General features: G+C 63.9%; 16 protein-coding genes. 1 reads left to right on the top strand and 15 read right to left on the bottom strand.

The features are described 5' to 3' along the window. Positions 1 to 63: 63 nt before the first annotated feature. From K344_RS21755 to rpmH, 15 genes are all read right to left on the bottom strand, one after another. Entirely contained in the window at positions 64 to 444 is a 381-nt protein-coding gene (locus K344_RS21755; protein ID WP_043114484.1) for a TubC N-terminal docking domain-related protein, read from the bottom strand. After that, positions 441 to 2087 carry an AICE element replication initiation protein gene (locus tag K344_RS0113750; protein ID WP_028081153.1) on the bottom strand — a complete coding sequence of 549 codons (1647 nt, stop codon included), beginning with the start codon at positions 2085 to 2087 and terminating at the stop codon, positions 441 to 443. The genes K344_RS21755 and K344_RS0113750 overlap by 4 nt, the downstream gene beginning before the upstream one ends. Then, on the bottom strand, positions 2084 to 2515 hold the full coding sequence (locus tag K344_RS0113745; protein ID WP_028081152.1) for a hypothetical protein: 432 nt from the start codon (positions 2513 to 2515) through the stop codon (positions 2084 to 2086). The genes K344_RS0113750 and K344_RS0113745 overlap by 4 nt, the downstream gene beginning before the upstream one ends. Further along, on the bottom strand, positions 2512 to 2745 hold the full coding sequence (locus tag K344_RS23560; protein ID WP_084197435.1) for a helix-turn-helix transcriptional regulator: 234 nt from the start codon (positions 2743 to 2745) through the stop codon (positions 2512 to 2514). Before K344_RS23560 ends, K344_RS0113745 begins: the two co-directional genes overlap by 4 nt. Before the next feature lie 79 nt (positions 2746 to 2824). Further along, positions 2825 to 3448 (bottom strand): hypothetical protein, encoded by a 624-nt coding sequence (locus K344_RS0113740; RefSeq protein ID WP_028081151.1) that lies wholly within the window; start codon positions 3446 to 3448, stop codon positions 2825 to 2827. Positions 3449 to 3701: 253 nt separating this feature from the next. Beyond that, entirely contained in the window at positions 3702 to 5621 is a 1920-nt protein-coding gene (locus K344_RS0113735; protein ID WP_028081150.1) for a class I SAM-dependent DNA methyltransferase, read from the bottom strand. Next, positions 5621 to 6475 (bottom strand): DNA damage-inducible protein D, encoded by an 855-nt coding sequence (gene dinD, locus K344_RS0113730; RefSeq protein ID WP_028081149.1) that lies wholly within the window; start codon positions 6473 to 6475, stop codon positions 5621 to 5623. Before dinD ends, K344_RS0113735 begins: the two co-directional genes overlap by 1 nt. Then, a complete protein-coding gene (locus K344_RS23110; protein ID WP_084197433.1) occupies positions 6472 to 7707 on the bottom strand; it encodes a restriction endonuclease subunit S in 1236 nt (411 codons plus the stop codon). Before K344_RS23110 ends, dinD begins: the two co-directional genes overlap by 4 nt. Next, on the bottom strand, positions 7704 to 10124 hold the full coding sequence (locus tag K344_RS0113720; protein WP_028081148.1) for a DEAD/DEAH box helicase family protein: 2421 nt from the start codon (positions 10122 to 10124) through the stop codon (positions 7704 to 7706). Before K344_RS0113720 ends, K344_RS23110 begins: the two co-directional genes overlap by 4 nt. A gap of 112 nt (positions 10125 to 10236) precedes the next feature. Next, positions 10237 to 11550 (bottom strand): tyrosine-type recombinase/integrase, encoded by a 1314-nt coding sequence (locus K344_RS0113715; RefSeq protein WP_043114482.1) that lies wholly within the window; start codon positions 11548 to 11550, stop codon positions 10237 to 10239. Between the two features lie 249 nt (positions 11551 to 11799). After that, positions 11800 to 13170 carry a tRNA uridine-5-carboxymethylaminomethyl(34) synthesis GTPase MnmE gene (gene mnmE, locus K344_RS0113710; protein WP_028081146.1) on the bottom strand — a complete coding sequence of 457 codons (1371 nt, stop codon included), beginning with the start codon at positions 13168 to 13170 and terminating at the stop codon, positions 11800 to 11802. Between the two features lie 64 nt (positions 13171 to 13234). Continuing rightward, positions 13235 to 14887, bottom strand: a complete 1653-nt coding sequence (gene yidC / locus K344_RS0113705; protein WP_028081145.1) for a membrane protein insertase YidC — start codon at positions 14885 to 14887, stop codon at positions 13235 to 13237. Between the two features lie 3 nt (positions 14888 to 14890). Next, entirely contained in the window at positions 14891 to 15187 is a 297-nt protein-coding gene (yidD, locus tag K344_RS0113700) for a membrane protein insertion efficiency factor YidD (RefSeq protein WP_028081144.1), read from the bottom strand. Then, positions 15130 to 15507, bottom strand: coding sequence for a ribonuclease P protein component (gene rnpA / locus K344_RS23555; RefSeq protein ID WP_084197431.1), 378 nt, complete (start codon positions 15505 to 15507; stop codon positions 15130 to 15132). The genes yidD and rnpA overlap by 58 nt, the downstream gene beginning before the upstream one ends. A 27-nt stretch (positions 15508 to 15534) precedes the next feature. After that, positions 15535 to 15672 carry a 50S ribosomal protein L34 gene (gene rpmH / locus K344_RS0113695; RefSeq protein ID WP_020647841.1) on the bottom strand — a complete coding sequence of 46 codons (138 nt, stop codon included), beginning with the start codon at positions 15670 to 15672 and terminating at the stop codon, positions 15535 to 15537. 191 nt (positions 15673 to 15863) lie between these two features. On the opposite strand from rpmH, the gene dnaA reads away from it, so the two are divergent. Then, the gene (dnaA, locus tag K344_RS0113690; RefSeq protein WP_028081143.1) at positions 15864 to 17204 is read left to right on the top strand and encodes a chromosomal replication initiator protein DnaA; all 1341 of its coding nucleotides are present in this window, start codon (positions 15864 to 15866) and stop codon (positions 17202 to 17204) included. Positions 17205 to 17309 lie beyond the last annotated feature (105 nt).

Genomic DNA, 17309 nt, shown 5'->3' with positions numbered 1-17309 from the left:
GATCTCGCCGGGCTTTCTGCCCAGCGCGCCAGCTCGCCTTCCGACGGTCGCTGGGGCCTAGGGTCACGGGCGCATCCCCGTTTCGATCTCGTCGGCCAGCAGCTCGACGTGCCGGCGAACCGTGTCGTCGGTCCAGTGCAGCATCTCGCGCATGTCGTCGGCGGTGACCCGCCAATCGTTGAACTGACGCAGGATCGGCGCTGGATCAAGCCCCAGGAACTTGCAGGCATCAAGGATTCGCTGCCGCGCGCGGCCGGCCAGATCGCCGTCAGCTACTTCGGCACCGCGCAAGAGCCGCAGGATGTCTGCCTTGTGCTCCCGGAGCTGCTCCACCAGTTCCGGCGGCGGCGGGGATGGCGCGCGCAGCTTGAGCTTTTCCCCAGCGGGCACCAGCGTGATGCCGATTTCGCTGGTCTCGACCAGCAGCTTTTGGGCGATGCTCAAAGTTCGATCTCGACTTCGTGCAACGGCGGGGGACAACCGTCCATACCGTCCGCATCGTCCAAAGGCGGCTTGGTCGCGGACGGTTCGGACGGTGCGGACGGTTGCTCCGGGCTGCTGCACAGACGGATCAGGCGCGCGCGGCTTCGGTCGGCTCCACGCTCCGTCCTGATTTCGATCCCTTGTCTCCGCAGTGCCGGCGCCAGCCGCCGAAGAGCCCCGCTCAGGCCGCGCGGAGTGCGGGGCCATGCCTGCGTGTTCTCCGCGCCGGATGCAACCGAGGTCAGCGCCGACAGCAACTCAGACGCTGTACCGCACCACTCCAGGCGCGCGAGCATGAAGGTCGTCAGCGCACGCCCCACGGGAGACGAGTCCACGCCCGCAGTCATGCCCGTGTCGAGATTGTCTCGGTAGGCGGACATGAATTCGGCGGCCGTAAACCCCAATGCGCCGATGCCGGCAGCCGCCCACTGTGCGAAGTCAGCCATACGCGGCAGCCGTCCAATGTCGATGGACTCGTGATCGCGGATCGCAGTCGACAGTCCTGCGATCAGTGCACCGAAGATTCGCGGGGCATCCGATTCAAACGCCCGCCAGAACGCCGCCTCCGGCATTCGGCCGTCAATCACCTCCAGTTCGATATGCAGCCCGCGCTCAACCAGATCCGGCCGGGTCGCCAGCTCTTCGATTCCGTTGACGATGACGGGGCGCTGCACCTCAATCAGGATCTCATCGGTGTTCGTGTACAGAGCCCTCTCTGAGATCGCCCCGCCGGTACTGATCCGGCAAAGCGCATCGGACAACTGCGGACCCAGAAAGCTCAGATTGTCGAGAGCGAGAATCCAGCCGTTCAATGCGCCGACGAGCAGATCACGGACCTCTTTCGGAGGCGTCCGCAAGAGAGAGGATGACGGGTCGATCAAGCGACGCAGCACGCGCGCCGCGGTGCTCTTTCCGGTGCCCTGTTCACCGCTCAGAAACAGGATCGGATAGGGGCCAGACGGCCGGAACGCAGCCAACATCCACGCGGCAACCAGTGCACGATGCTCCTCGGCTACGTTGACGTACTTCCACAACAGCCCGAAATCCGGCGAACCCGGCTCGGGCAGCGCTTGCGTCCCCGGTGTGCGCCGGAACATCGGGCCCTGATCGACCCACGTCCAGCCGGCTGCGGAGACTTCGATCATGCGCCGATCATCGTGGCCAGCATCAATCACGATGCCGCCGTCAGCCGATGCCGTGCGCAGCCACACCCGCCGACGATCGCCGCGATGCTTGGCGATGGCGGCGAGCGTGGTCACCGCATCGGCCATGCTGTTCCGGTTTGCGCCCTTGTTCGTGAGATTCAGGAATTCCTTGGCCAAGGTCTCACGGTAAGCCGAGGATTCGACGGCATAGACCGCTCGATCTACCAGCGCGTAGGCAGTCCCATCGTCACCGTGGAACAGCGTGTGCTGGCGACCAATATCAAGCAGTACGTCAGACTGTTTCCGGGGCCGTCCCTCCTCATCATGGCTGCGAATGGCAGCCGGCATATCGACCCTTGTCGCCCGTTTGAAGCGCGTGGGACCCGGCTGCCGGATGACCGCCAGATCGCGCTTCTCCTGCTCGTCCATGCGACGAGTCGCCTTCTCGGGCGTGCTCATGCCAGCATCTCGCGCGCGGCTGCGATGCGCGCGGCGGCCTCACGCAGACGCGCCTGGTCCTCATCCGACAGCGGCAGGCCGGCCACCAAATCGGCAGCGGCCGCGAACAGTACAGCCGCCTCGGAGTCCAGGACCCGCAGCGCAGCGGCCCAGCCCGCCACGCGGCGCTGCTCCCGCCACAAGCGTTGCTCCTGTGGCGTCAGTTCGCGCGCGGACTTGGGGAACAAATCGCTCCAGGACAGGCCCAGCGGACGCAGTACGTCGTCCCCGTTGCCGCATGCGAAGCAGTGCACGAGAACGGCGCCATTCGCAGATTCCGAGACCGAGACCGTCTGGCGGCTCTTGTGCCCCACGGGGCACTCAGCACGCCACCCGCCGGAGACTTCGCGCACCCCCTCCAGGCGCGCCAGCAAGGCGTCGGCGCTCATGCCACTGCCCCGCGGCTGCGCTCGATCAGCGCCTGCACATAGCGTTCAACCTCGCCCTCAATCCAACCGACCGATCCGGCACCGAGACGAATCGGGCGGGGGAAGTCGGGATCGTAGCGGGGTGATTTCGGATCGAGGCGGTCGTAGATCGTGCTGCGCGACAGCCCCAGTCGGGCCTCAAGCTGTCGGCGGCGAATGACTGCCAGTGCGTTTCGGATTGCTTCTGCCATGGTCGGCTCTGGTTTGAACGGCCGACCGTATTGTTATTCCACAAAAACCACGTTCTCCACAGCTCTGCCGGCAGGATGCTCACCCTGCTGGCAGGGTTCCGATTTCACGCTCGCGGTCCCATTCGCGCACCCAGTCCTCGATCTTCTTCTGGCTCTCCAGTTGCCCGTGCTCATCAAGCATGGCTCGTGCGAAGGCAGCCTTGCTCTTGAAAAGCTTGGGGTCTTCGCGCCAGTGTCTGTAGCGCTGGAAGACCAGCTTCTTGGCCTTTTGCTTCGGGTCCTTCTGGTGGCGCCTCAGCCCTCCTTTACGGGCTCGCAGGCGCGCATTGCCGAACTCATCCCACGCTTGGCATGTCGCTTCGATGATCGCTTCGTAGGCCGCAGACAAGTGCGGAATCGCCTCCGGAAGCCGGCCAGCGGCCAGCTCCTTTACGTACAGCTCCAGAGCGAGCAGGGCTTCCACCGCGAGCGCCTGGATCTTGATCAGCGAGTTGCGGCAAAGCGCCTCCGACAGATATGTCAGAACCCCGTCGGCGGTGCGATTTCTCGAACGTACCGTCGTCAGCTCGTCAATGATCGACTCGATCAACTCCCCTCGCTTCTGGCGATCGGGTATGTCCCGTTTATGGGAGGACAGTGGAATTCCGCTGCCCCAGAAGAAGTAGGGCGCTTCCGCTGGGTACACGCCATCGATGAATGCCATGGCGGAATCCGCCAGCCCTTCGACTGTCTGGATCAGTGCGCGGCCATGAGTCTTGAGCGCTTCTGACTGGCGTGCCGATAGTCGAACTCTTGCAGACGGCCCTCGCAGATCAAGAAAGCGAAAGGGTCTTCGTCTTGATTTTCCCATGGACCTATACCGTCGGCGCGTCGGGCGTGAAGCAGAGTGAGTAGCCTTTTACATGCCCACAGATTGAAATGCTGCGAGCCATCACCCCTTGCATTGGGCCGACATCTCAAGCCGGAGAGCGTGCTTCAGCCAGCAGCGCATTAAGCCGACCCAATGCCTCTCGCACCGTGCGGCCATGCTCTTCGATGCTGGCAACAATCTGAGCCGGAGTGCGATCGTCAGTCTCGGCAATCGCATTGGGATTGACGGCCTTCAGATCGAAAGTCGCGGCGTCGATTCCAGCCGCCTCGGCTTCAAGATCGCGCGCAGCCTTTTCCTTCTGCCGGATCTCGTGCTCAAGCGCCGCGATCCTGCTTTCCGCGCTCTTGTCCCTTCTCAGCACCTTCAGCGCTTCTTTCAAGTCAACGACCGCAGCTTTGATGCCCGCGGCCTCGTTCAGCAGCGGCTCCATCTTCGCCCGTGCATCGGCCCTGCGTTTGGCAAAGTTCACCGTCCACGAATAGCGGCTGTCCGAGCGCGACGCCAGCATTCGGGCGTAACTGGGGAATGACTGCCCGGCGTTATTGGCGTCGGCCTGCCAATCAGCCAGTAAGGTGGCCGGCAGGGCATCGTCCTCCAACACGGCGCCGTCCTTGCTGAAGCCAAAGTGCGCGAGCGTCAGCGGTGTCTTCTTGCCGACCTTCACCCAGGACAGGTCGTAGTACCAGATGTTTTCGGTCTTCTTCCCCTTGGTGAAGAACAGCAGGTTGGTCTTCACGCCTGCACCAGCCGTCGAGAAGACGCCTCCTGGCAGGCTCACGATGGCCCAGAGGTCGCACTCATCCAGCAGCTTGCGCTTGGTCTCGACGAAAGCGCTCTCGTTGGTGCGGAACAACAAGCCCTCATCCAGCACGATGGCGCAGGTGCCGCTCGGCGCCAGCTCGGCCAGGATGTCCTGCACGAACAGCACCTGTGTGGAACTGGTCTCAAATGCGAAGTTCTTCTGCGCATCCTTGCCCTCCTTGCCGCCGAACGGAGGGTTCGTGAGGATCACGTCAAACTGTGCAGGCGCGCCTTTGAACAAGGCGCCGTAGGTGGCTCGGCGTGTCAGCGAGTTGCCGTGCCAGAGGTTCGGCTGATCGATCCCGTGCAGCACCAGATTGGCCAGCGCGATCGGGAACACGAGGTTCTCCTTCTCGCGTCCGAAGAACGTCTCCTGCTTCAGCTCCCCGATATCAGTGCTCGCAGCCGAACTTCCGAGCTTGCGCGCAACGTGCTCGTAGGCAACGGCCAGAAAGCCGCCCGTGCCACAGCAAGGGTCATAGATGGTCTGGCCGAGTGAAGGATCGACGGTGTGCACCATCGCGCGGATCACTTCCCGTGGCGTGAAGAACTGACCGCCATCGGAGTTCTTCTCGCCCATCTTGAGCAGCAGGTCTTCATAGACCTGCGAGAGCGTGAAGAAATGCGTGTCGTCGATGTGATCAATACTGATTTCGTGAACGCGGTCGAGGATGTCGCGGAGGTTGGCTTCGTCATCCACCCGGACGCGCTCCACCGCGGTCATGATGCGGCCGATGATGCGCTGCTTCGGCGATGCGGCTGGATTCGCCAAGCCCGTGCGCGGATCAACGTCCAAGGCATGCAGGTGCGGCAGTAGCTCCTTGTTGATGAAGTCGAATAACTTGCCATCACCGGCCGCGAACAGCTCCTGGCGCTTCCAGCCTTGAGGTTTGCCCTCGGTTGTTTTCGGGTGATCGACCTTGTCCGACCACGGTGCAGCCCAATCCTGCCAACGGTAAGGATTGCGCAGCGCTGGCGAGAAGTCCGCACCCAGTGCCTCGGCCTGCTCGGCGTCGCGCGCCTCCTGCGCATCCAGAATGCGCAGGAACAGAATCCACGTCAGTTCCGGTACGTACTGCAAGGCGCTGGCGCAGTTGGAGCGCCGCATCACGTCGCAGATACCTTTGACGAAAGCGGACAGCGACTGGGTTGACGCGATGCCCTTCTGCGGCTTGTTAGCCGATGCTTTCTTCGAGCGCGGCATTACTGGTCCGTCTTCTTCTTCAGTTGCTTCTTCTTGGCCGATTCGAGCTGCTGAATGCTCTTGTCGGGCGCAGGCAGGTTCTCGGGCATGGTGCCGCCGAGTTCCCTGATGGTCTGGCGGACTTTGCGCCCGACCTCCAGGTGCGTCTGGTTCGCCTGCAACTTCCCGCGCACCTGCTCTCGACGCAGCTTCTCCTCGGTCTGAGTGGCGCGGAACAGGTTGGCCGCCAGTTCGGTGCTCCCCATGTGATCCAGAATCTTCTGGCTCTTCTTCAAGCCTTTGTGCGCCTGAATGTCCTTGGCGCCGAGGCCGCCATACAAGCCCTTGTACCCGTGATCCTGAAAGATCGCGTAGTCCAGCGGCGTGTCCACGCCGGCATCTTTCGCAGCGGCAGCCAGATGCTTGTTGTGCATCGCCAGTTCGTTGCGGATCGCGAGCCGCTTCTCGTCCTCGGACAGTTGCGCAAAGGTCTTATCGTCGGCCAGCTCTTGTCGACGGGTCTGAATGGCGAAATAGGTCTGCCCGTTGGCGATGACCGGCTTAGACGGATCGCCGTTCTGGACGATCAGGTAGCAGGCGTAGCGGGACAGGCGCACATCCTCGACCGGACGCAGGGCGCCGGAGCCGATCTCGACCATTCCGAGCACATCCTCGAAATGGTCGGCCACTTTTTGACCGCTCGTTTGACAGGCTAACCGCGCGCGCTCAATGACCGGCAGGAAGTGCCGGTACTCGGAATACTCCAGAACCTTGGCCAGTTCGCGCGCGCTCCAGTATTCGTTGCCCGACTCGTCTGCCTGACGGATGCCGTCGAAGGTGGCCTGATGCTGATTGCTGATCTTCTTGTCGGTCATGCCGCTGCTTCCTGTGCATTGAAGGCTTGTGCCAGTACCCGCTGTGGCAGGCTTTCGATCTCGGTCAACTGCTCGGCCGCGGCCTGACGAATGGCTTCCACCTCGGTGAGCTGCGCTTTGAGGTGCTGGACGATGCGGCGCTGTTCGTCGAGCGTCGGCGCGCACAGGTGGAATGATTCCAGCGTGGGCATGTAGATCGTCTTGTGTGTCGCGCCGGTCGCTAGCTCGCGCAGCTCCTGGCGCGAACGAATCAGAGCGTGCATCAGAAACTCCGGGTCCAGATCGTCGCTGCATACCCAGTTTGCAAAATCCTGGCTGGTCGCCATTGGCACCGCCATGATCGTGACAAACCCCACGGACGCTGTGCGCGAGAAGCACACCGTTCCACGCGGCAGGATGCGCGCCGCCGAGTTAGCGATACCGGCTTCGTTGGTCCTGAGTTGTGTACGCTCCACCCGCTTGCCATCCAAGGCACGGATTTCCGTCAACGACACCCAAGAAACATCGCCGCCCCACCAGTCGGGACGCGAGCGGCTAGGCGTATGCCCGCTTTCCAGGCGCGCAAGGTCCGTGAGCTTGCGCCAACGCCAATCTTGCGGTGCCTCACCGAAGTCCGGTGGCACGGCGATCGGAACGATGTGGTGGAAGGCTTCGCGATAGACAGACGCGCGCAGCATTTCTGTTTCGCGCACCTGTGATTTTGCGGCCTGTCGAGCGGTTGCTACTTCGGCCAACTGGGCTTCAAGGCGTGAGGAGATGCGGCGCTGCTCCTCGAACGACGGCAGCGGCATTTCAATAGATTCAACCTGGAGGGGCGAGATATGAGGCACCCCCAGGCTTTGCTCGTGCCCACTGATTGCGCGAATGAACTTAGGGCTGCGTAAAAATAGGTAGAGGTAATCGGCGTCAAGCTTGGAGCAGTCAACCAAGAAGCGGCCAACGCGCTGTACGAGCAATGCCGGCACGTCCGTGCCGCCGACGCGCGCAACCTTTATTCCCGACGAGATTATCGGGCGATCTAAGCTGAGAAGGATGTCCCCGACATTGAGTTGGAACTTTCGATACTTCTCAAGCTGATCTGAATCGAGACAGGCAAGGTCACCCCACTCAAGTCGCTGCGGGAGGACGTTCGTATTGCGGAGCAGCTTTACCCCATCTGGCTTGAACTCGGAACTCTTGAACGCGAACCCTGACTGCACTCGGGCAACGTCACCTACACGACAGGTTCTCATGCTCCGAATAACCTTGCTTTGGCTTCCTGCATTACCACCACTGGTCTGCCCAGCTTGCGCAGCGCTGCGATCCCGCCGGCCTGAGCGATCTCGGGCACGTCGAACAAGCTCTCCGATTCCAAGGCCTCAGTCCCACCCTGCGCGAACTGCGCACCCAGTCCCTTCAGTACGATGGCCGCCTTGTTATCCATGCCTGTAAACCACGCGGCATTGGCCTCCACGTATTGAGTCCCACGCTCAGGCCTGCGCAAGGCGCGGGCGTGATAGCCATGCTTGCCAAAGAAGTCGTACAGGTCGAAGTCGCTCATCTGATCCACTTCGCGAATCACGTCCGGGCTGAAGTTGTCGCCGAGCAGGTGATCGATCAACTGGCGGCGCTTCTTCTGCTCGATCCAGAGAGCGCGGAAATCGTCCAGGTCGTGTGCCTCGCGTAGCACACGGGCGATGACCTCACGCCGGTACTCGTCCACCGGGATTGGCGTGGCCTTGCCATCGCGGTTGCCGAGGATGAAGCGGCCCTGCGGGTTGATGATGACCTTGTGCCCTGCGATGACGCCAACGGCCGGGCCGGCGTCGCCGTCGTCCTCGTCGCCCCCCTCATCGCCGCCGCCACCTCCACCGGCGCCACCGGGCTTGGGCGGCTTGGTGATGAAGTCGACCCCGAACAAATCGGTCACGCCGGTGTAGTCGTACAGCCAGAACTTGTACTTGTGCGTTTCCTCGTGGATGCGCGTGCCGCGTCCAACCATCTGGTAGAACTTGATGGCGGATTGCAGGTAGCGGAAGAACACCACCGCGTTCAGGCGTTCGATATCGACGCCCGCTTCCAGCAGATCGACGGAGCAGGCGATGAAAGCCCGCTCGCTGCTACCACGCATGATTTCGATCTTCTCCGCGCCGCCCTTGCCCGTGCACTTGAAGGCGTAGTCATCCTTTCGCGGCTGCCCGTGCTCCTTGCACCACTCGGCGTAGAGATTGTTCATCTGCATGGCCACTCGGTCGGCGTGCAGATCGCGCGTGCAGAAGATGATGACCTTCTGTTCCGGACCGCCGTTCTCGCACAGCAGCTTGAAAAGGTCCGCACACATCCTCGGGGTGCGCAGGTCGATGAACAGCTCGTCGTCAAAATCCTTGCCGGTGTACTCGCTCTTGGTCAGGTCTTCATCGGTCAGCGGTTTTCCGGTCCGGATGTCTCTCACGCCGGCCTTGAGGATTTCATCGCGGGTGAAGGTCTGGGCGTCGATGTCGGCCTTGCGCTTGACGATCTCGCACGCGGCCAGATACCCGTCCTCCTGCGCCTGCACCAGCGAGTACTCGTACACGGGCTCGCCGAAGTACCGGACGTTGTGCGCCGTGATGGCCTCGTCCTCGGCGATGACGGCTTCCATCTCCTTGGACTGTTTATCTCGCTTGGGCGGCGTCAGCTTGCGCGGCGTGGCGGTTAGGCCGATATGGATGGCGTTGGGGTTGCGCGTAAGCACCTGCGACCATTTGCCCCATGCCGATCGGTGGCACTCGTCGATGATGATGACGCTGAAGGCGTCCTCTCCGTAGTGGTCGGTGAGAAAGCTGCCGTCGCCTTCGTCGTCGATGCCCAGCGTCTGATAGGTCGCGATATGAATGCGCGCATTGGCCGCAGCATTCTGGCCGCGCTCCGTTTGCACGACACGGGCATTGCCGGCAAACGCGGCCTTGAGCTTCGTATAGGCCTGCTCGCGAAGTTCGTCACGGTCGCAGAGAAACAGTGCTGGCTTCGGCAGCAGACTGGCCTGAGCCATCCGCCAAAGAAGGTTGGTGGCGATGACGGTTTTTCCCGCGCCCGTCGCCAGCGTCAGCAACACACGCGGCGCGCGACCGACCTGCTGCTCGACGATGATCTTCTCCAGCGCGGCGCGAATCGCGGCGTCCTGGTAATACCGAGTTGCTGACCACGCCGGGCTGTCGGCCTGGAACAGGGCCGCCGCATCTGGCGATGCCAGGTCTATGCCCTTGTCCTTGGCGTAGCGGGCACAAAGATCCCGGTGGGCCGGGAACTCTTCCAGCGGATGCGGGCCGGTCTGCATGCCGCTCGGTTTGTCGTAGTCGCCGTACAGGTGGCCGTTGCTGGCGAAGACGTACTGAACGTCGAAACGCTTGCAGTCGGCGTACCCCTTGGCCTGCTGCATTCCGCTCAGGGGGTCTTCGTTCTCTCGCTTGGCTTCCAGAACCGCGACCGGCAGGGGCTTCGGCATTTCGCCGACTTGCACGCACAGCAGATAGTCGGTACGGCCCGCGCCTGAGCGGCGTCGGCCTTTCGGACCTGTTGGCTCCACGGGCGCAGGCGTTTCGAGTTTGATGCGCTGCGGATCGTCGTAACCTTTTCGGCGCAACACCGGATCAATCAGGTGAAAGCGCGTTTCCTCTTCATTGAATGGCACCGGCCGCCCCCCGCGTGTCCAAGCCGTTCCTGTATATACCCATCTGCGCAGAATAGCGGAGGGTCCGCAGAGTAAGAAGGCATCGGCGACGCTGAAGGCCTCCCAGCGGGGTTTACGCTGCCCGGTGTGCCTTGCCGAAGCGGCCGATGATGACCTTGCGGCCCTCTTCGATCTGGTTGTCTACGAAGTCTGCCCACCATTGCAGCATCTGCCGGCGCGACTCTTTCCACTCGGCCTTGTTGTAGACGCCGCGCACGCCCTTGGTCTCATGGGCGAGCGCCTTCTCGATCCAGTCAGAGTTGAAATCGTGCTCGTTCAGATGCGTTGACGCGGTGCGACGGAAATCATGGATCACGAAGTCCTGAACATCGAATTCCAAGCCGCGGATGGCAGAGTTGAGAGTCGACTTGCTGATCGGGTGCCTGGGGTCGTTGCGGCTGGGGAACACCCACTCGAAATCACCCGCCAGCGCACGCAGCTCCTCGAACATGGCAACAGCTTGGTCCGATAGAGGGACGACGTGCGCCTTGTCCTTCTTCATGCGCTCGGCTGGGATGGTCCACTCCCGGCGCTCGAAGTCCAGCTCCGTCCAGCGCGCCTCGATCAACTCCGACTTGCGCACCATGCAGAGCATCAGCAGGTGCAGACCGAGCTTGTAGGCGCGATTGATGCTGGACTGGTAGATCGCTCGTAGCAGCTTGCCGATCTCCTCGGCTGTCAGTGCCACGTCGCGGCTGCGGGCGGTGGCGATGAACTTGGCCTCGATCGCCGCGGCAGGGTTGAACTGCGTCTTCTGGCGGGCAATGGCGTAGGCAAACATGCGCTTGAGCACGTTGCGCGTCTGCAAGGCCATCTGGTCGGCGCCGCGTGCCTTGATCCGGTCTGTGATGTGCAGAACGTCCTCAACGGTAACCTCGTCGACCAGTTTCCGGCCGACAGCCGGGATCACGTCTTTCCTGAGGACGCGCTCAATGTTCCGGGCGTTGCTGGTCGCTGGCTTGGCGATCTCTTCAAACCAGCGCCATGCGAAAGCTTCCACGGTATTGGTTCCGCGCTGCACCTGCTCGGCGGCCTTCTGCTTGGCCGACGCGCGCGGGCACCACCGCTCAATGAACTGCGTCGCTTGCTCGATGGTGGCCGCCGGCAGATCAGGGGGAACAGGATCGCCACGGGTCAGCGCCATCGGCGACACGCCGCGTTTGCTCAGGTCTTTCGCACCCTCACGCCACCGGCGCGCATCGGCAAGCGACCATGTCGGGTACTCGCCAAGGGTGACCTTCTCCTGCTTGGCATGCAGTCGGTAACGGAGGCGCCAGGTCTTCGTACCGCCCGGCATCACCTCGATGAACAGCCCCTCGCTGTCCGCACAGGAGTACGGCTTCGCCGCCGGCTTGAGATTCTTGAGCTTGGCTTCCGTCAGCGCCATGGTCCACCCTCCGAGATTGCTGTGCCCAAATCTGTGCCCATGGCTTCGGAAACCTATCTACGATGGGATTTCGAGCTTCTCGAATAGCCAGAGCCATGGGCACAGTCGCGCGCTACATGGGCACAATTCTGGGCACAAATGTTCCCAGATTCAATCGGCGTGCTTCGGAATAGATCGGTACAGAAATGGATTAAGTGGCTGTTTTATATCGGAGCCATAGGACGGCAGCGGTATCCATCGGAATACTTTCTATTTTCCGATGCAGAAGCTGGCGAAGATGCGGCCGAGCAGGTCTTCGCTCGTGAAGCGGCCGGTGATTTCGCCGAGCGCTTCCTGCGCGAGGCGCAGTTCCTCGGCGGCCAGTTCCGGCATGGCGCGCTCGCGCAGCTGCGCGGCGGCCCGCTCGAGATGGGCCTGCGTGCGGCGCAGGGCGTCGAGATGACGGCCGCGCGCCGAGAACAGGCCTTCGCCGCCGCCCTGCAGGCCGGCGCGGCGCTGCAGCTCGTCGACGAGGAGATCGATGCCCTCGCCGGTCGCCGCCGAGAGATACAGCTCGACGGCGCCGCCCACGTCAGCGCGACGCGCGGCGCGGCCGGCAAGATCGCTCTTGTTGTGCACGACCACCCGCGGCAGTCCGTCGGGCAGCGCGGCGAGCAGGCGGCGGTCTTCCTCGGTGACCTGCTCGCGCGCGTCGATGAGGAACAGCGCCAGCTCGGCCTGCTCCAGCGCGCGCCGCGCGCGGCGGATGCCTTCGCGTTCGATGGGATCGTCGGCTTCGCGCAGGCCGGCGGTGTCGACCAGGGTGACCGGCAGGCTGCCGAGCGCGCCGACCAGAACGATGTCCTCGCGCAGCACGTCGCGCGTGGTGCCGGCGATGTCGGTGACGATCGCCACCTCGGCGCCGGCGAGGCGATTCAGCAGGGTCGACTTGCCGACGTTCGGGCGGCCGGTCAGCGCCACGGTATACCCCTCGCGCAGGCGCCGGCCCCGCGCGGCCTGCGCGAGCAGGGCATCGAGCGCGGCGCGAGCCGCTTCGAGCTTCGTCGCCAGGCTGCGGTCGGCGAGCCAGTCGACGTCCTCGTCGGAGAAATCGAGCGCGCCTTCGACGAACATGCGCAGTTCGATGAGTTGTTCGGCGATCCGCTGCACGCGCCGCGACAGCTCGCCGTCGAGCGAGCGCTGCGCGGCGCGCGCCGCTTCGGCGCTGGTCGCGTCGATCAGATCGGCGATCGCCTCGGCCTGCGCGAGATCGATGCGGTCGTTGAGAAAGGCGCGCTCGGAGAATTCGCCGGGCCGCGCCGGCCGCGCGCCGTGCACGCAGGCCGACTGCACGACGAGATGCAGGGCGACCGGACTGCCGTGGCCTTGCAGTTCGACCACATCCTCGCCGGTGAAGGAGCGCGGCGCCGGAAAGTGCAGCACGAGGCCGCTGTCGATGGTCTGGCCGTCGGCGCCGAGAAAACGCCTCAGCGCGGCGGTGCGCGGCGGCGGCAGGGCCGCGCCGCAGATCCGCTCGGCGATCGCCGCGGCGCGCGGACCGGACAGCCGCACGATGCCGACGCCGCCGCGGCCGGCGGCCGTGGCGATGGCGACGATGGTGTCGGTCTGCGCGGGACTCATCGCGGCGATCCTACGTCGGCCCACGAAAAAGGGCAGCCGCCGGCCGCTGCCCTGCGCCGCGCGCTCAGCGCTTGAGGCCTTCCTTGGCGAGCCGGCGCGTGATGACCCACTGCTGGGCGATGCTGATCAGGCCGTTGACGGCCCAGTACAGCACGAGGCCGGACTGGAAGAAGGCGAAGAAGGCCGTCATGCCGATCGGCATCACCTGCATGACCTTCTGCTGCGTCGGGTCCATGGTCGTGTTGCCCGACATGCGCTGCTGCAGGAACATGGTGATGCCGTAGATCACCGGCAGCACGTAGAAGGGATCGGGCGCCGAGAGGTCCTGCAGCCACAGCATGAACGGCGCCTGGCGCAGCTCCACGGATTCGAGCAGCACCCAGTACAGCGAGATGAAGATCGGGAACTGCACGAGAATCGGCCAGCAGCCCGCCAGCGGATTGAAGCCTTCCTTCTTGTACAGGTCCATCATCGCCTTCTGCTGGCGTTCGCGGTCGTCGGCGTAACGCTCGCGGATGTCCTGGATCTTCGGGCCGAAGACTTTCATCTTCGCCATCGAGCGGTACTGCGCTTCGGACAGCTTGAACAGCAACAGCTTGACGGTGACGGTGAGCAGGATGATCGCCACGCCCCAGTTGCTGGTCCAGGTATGGAACAGCTTCAGCACCCAGAACATCGGCCGCGCGATGACCTTGAGGATGCCGTAGTCGAGCGTCAGCTCGAAGCCCGGCGCGACGTCGTCGATGCGGTCCTGCAGCTTCGGGCCGATATAGAGCAGGGTGTCGAAACGCTGCTCGGCGCCGGGCGCGACGGCGACGCCAGCGCCGATCGCCTGCGCACGGTAGCCGCCGGCCTCGCGCGGCCTGGCGCTGTAGGTGACCTGCTCGTCCTTGGGCGGCACGATGGCGGCAACGAAGTAGTGCTGCAGCATGGTGATCCAGCCGCCGGTCTGCTGCGTCTCGAAGCCGTCCTTGGCGAGCTTGTCGAGCGCGGTCTTCTTGAACTTGTAGTTCGCGCTGCCGGCCTCGGCCTGCTGATAGAAGCCGACGCCGAGGAAGGTATGTGCGAAGCGCGGCTCGCCGTCCGGCTTGAAGTCGGTGCGCACGACACGCGTGTAGGGGCTCACGGTCAGCGCATTCGCGCCGTTGTTCTTCAGCGTCTGCGACAGGGTGATCTGGTAGCTGTCGCGGCTGAAGTGATAGGTCTTCGTCGCCTCGATACCGTCGGCGGAGGTGTAGCTCAGCGTGACATCCAGCGTGTTCTGTCCGTCGGCCAGCTTGTACTCGGACTGCGCGGCGCTGAACGGCGTCTTGTCGGTGACGTAGGCGTGTTCGGTGCCGGCGAGGCCGCTCTGCAGCACGAACAGGCGGCCGTTGCGGTCGTCGAGCAGCGACATCGGCTCCGGCTTGTCCTTCGCCGCCGGATACTGCTTGAGCTCGAGGCGGCGCAGTTCACCGCCGAGCGTGGCGATCTCGGCGATGTATACGTCGGTCTCGACGCGAATGCGCTGCGCCGGCGCGCCCGGCAGCGCGTCGCCCGTGGCTTCGGTGGCGGTCGCCGTCGCGGCGGTCGCGGCGGCCGGCGCGCTCGGCGCCTGTGCCTCGTCGGCGACCGGCGCCGAGGGCGGGCGGTTGCCGTAGTCCTTCTGCCAGGCCTGATAGAGGAAGAACAGGACGACGCCGAGCAGCGCGATCAGGATAAAGCGGCGGTTTTCCATCGTTCAGGCTTCAGGGTGGGAGCGGCAGGCGCAGCGCGGCGACGAAGCCGCGACGGCAAGAGGGACCGGATCGTAACCGCCGGCGTTCAAGGGGTGACAGCGCACGATGCGGAGCATCGCCAGCCAGCCGCCGAACAGGGGCCCGTGGCGCTGAACGGCTTCGACGGCGTAGTGCGAACAGCTGGGATAGAAACGACAGCGCGGACCGAGCAGCGGACTGATCAGCAGCTGGTAGACACGAATCAGGCCGACGAGGCCGGCGCCGACGAGGCGACTGAAGAAACTGAAATGCGGTTCCACAATCGCTCCAGGTGCTGGCGCAGCTGCGGAGATTGGAGCGTCCGGCTGCCGGGTTTGACGAGGATGACCAGATCGGCCGCCGGCAAACACTGCTGATTCAGGCGAAAGCTTTCGCGAATCTGGCGCTTGATGCGGTTGCGGTCGACCGCCAGCGCCACCGCCTTTTTGGGAACCGCCAATCCGAGCCGGGGCTGACCGACGGTATTGGCCGCCATGACCGCTGTCAAACCCTTCTCGTGAAGGCGCTGCCCGCGTTCGAAAACCGTCTTGAACTCGGCGGGCTTCAGCAGGCGGGCGCGCCGCGGAAAGCCCGCCGTCATCGCGGCGTTCCGGCCTTACCGCAGCGCTTACGGAACCAGGCGCTTGCGGCCCTTGGCGCGGCGGCGCGACAGCACGAGACGGCCGCCCTTGGTCGCCATGCGCGCGCGAAAGCCGTGGGTACGTTTACGGCGCAGCTTCTTCGGCTGGTAGGTGCGCTTGGACATGAATCACCTGGATCGTTGGCAAACACAAAAAGGGCGCGGAGTGTACCGGCTGGTGGAAATGTGTTCAAGCACGTCGCGCGTGGCAATCTGTGGATAAGTTGTTATCGACGCTATAAACTCTCGGCCCGGCGCCTGGCGCCCCACCGTTGCCGGCGGCTCTCGCATCCGGCGTCATAAATCTCGTAGAAGCAATGCAAGAAGAGGATCTCTGGGCCCAGTGCGTGCGCTGGCTCGAAGGAGAATTGCCGGACCGCGACATCCATACCTGGATCCGGCCGCTGCAGCCGGTGTTCGTCCGCGATCGCCTGACGCTGCTGGCGCCGAACCGCCTCGTCGTCGAGCGCGTGCGCCAGGATTTCCTCGAGTTGATCCGGCGCGGCGTGCGCGTCAACGGCGGCCGCAACATCACCGAAGTCGAGCTGGCGGTCGGCGCCGCCGAGACGCGAACGCCGTCGCCGGCGGCCGGCGGCGGTCATGAAGCGGCGAGCGCGAGCGAGGAGCCGGCACCGCTGCCGTCCGGCCGGCTCAACCCGGACTACACCTTCGAGAATTTCATCGAAGGCAAATCGAATTCGCATGCGCGCGCCGCCGCGCAGCACGTGGTGGAAACGCCGGGCGGCACCTACAACCCGCTGCTGATCTACGGCAGCTCGGGCCTCGGCAAGACGCATCTGATGCACGCGGTCGGCAACGCCATCCAGGGCACCAGCCAGCGCGCGCGCGTGGTCTACGTCGGCGCCGAGCAATGGATGAACCAGTTCACCGCGGCGATCCGTCACGGCCGCATGGACGAGTTCAAGAACCTGTACCGCTCGATCGACGCGCTGCTGATCGATGACATTCACTTCTTCGCGCACAAGGAACGCACGCAGGAAGAGTTCTTCCACACCTTCAACGCGCTGATCGACGGCCGCAAGCAGATCGTGCTGACCTCGGACCGTTATCCGAAGGATGTCGATGGCATCGACGATCGCCTGAAGTCGCGCTTCACCTGGGGCCTCGCCGTTGCCGTCGAGCCGCCGGATCTCGAGACGCGCGTGGCGATCCTGCTCGCCAAGGCCGATCAGAACAAGGTCGATCTGCCCAAGGAAGTAGCGCTGTTCGTCGCCCAGCGCGTACGTTCCAACGTGCGCGAACTCGAGGGAGCGCTGCTGCGCCTGTCGGCCAGTTCGCGACTGCGCGGCGAGCCGCTGACCGTCGAATTCGCGCGCGCCACGCTGAAGGACATGCTGGCGGCGTACGAACGCATGGTGACCATCGACAACATCAAGCGCACGGTCGCCGCGTACTACAACATCCGCGTCGCCGATCTGAACTCGCCGCGCCGCACCCGCTCGCTGGCGCGGCCCCGCCAGGTCGCGATGGCGCTGGCCAAGGAACTGACGCAGCACTCCCTGCCGGAGATCGGCGAATCCTTCGGCAAGGATCACACGACCGTGCTGCATGCCTGCCGCAAGATCGCCGAGCTGCGCGAAGAAGATGTGAAATACCGGGAAGACTACGAAAACCTGCAACGCCAGCTCGGTTTCTGACAAGCTGTGGGTGACGCCTCGCACGACGCAGGGGACGGCACGAGGGACAAGCTGTGGATAGAATCGATGCAGACTTTATGCACAGCAAAGCCGCTCCTCGGTGCC

The sequence above is a fragment of the Solimonas soli DSM 21787 genome (assembly GCF_000474945.1).
Classification (GTDB): Bacteria; Pseudomonadota; Gammaproteobacteria; order Nevskiales; family Nevskiaceae; genus Solimonas; species Solimonas soli.
Note: the sequence above shows the minus strand (reverse complement) of the source record. Positions and strands in the feature narration are given on the sequence as shown.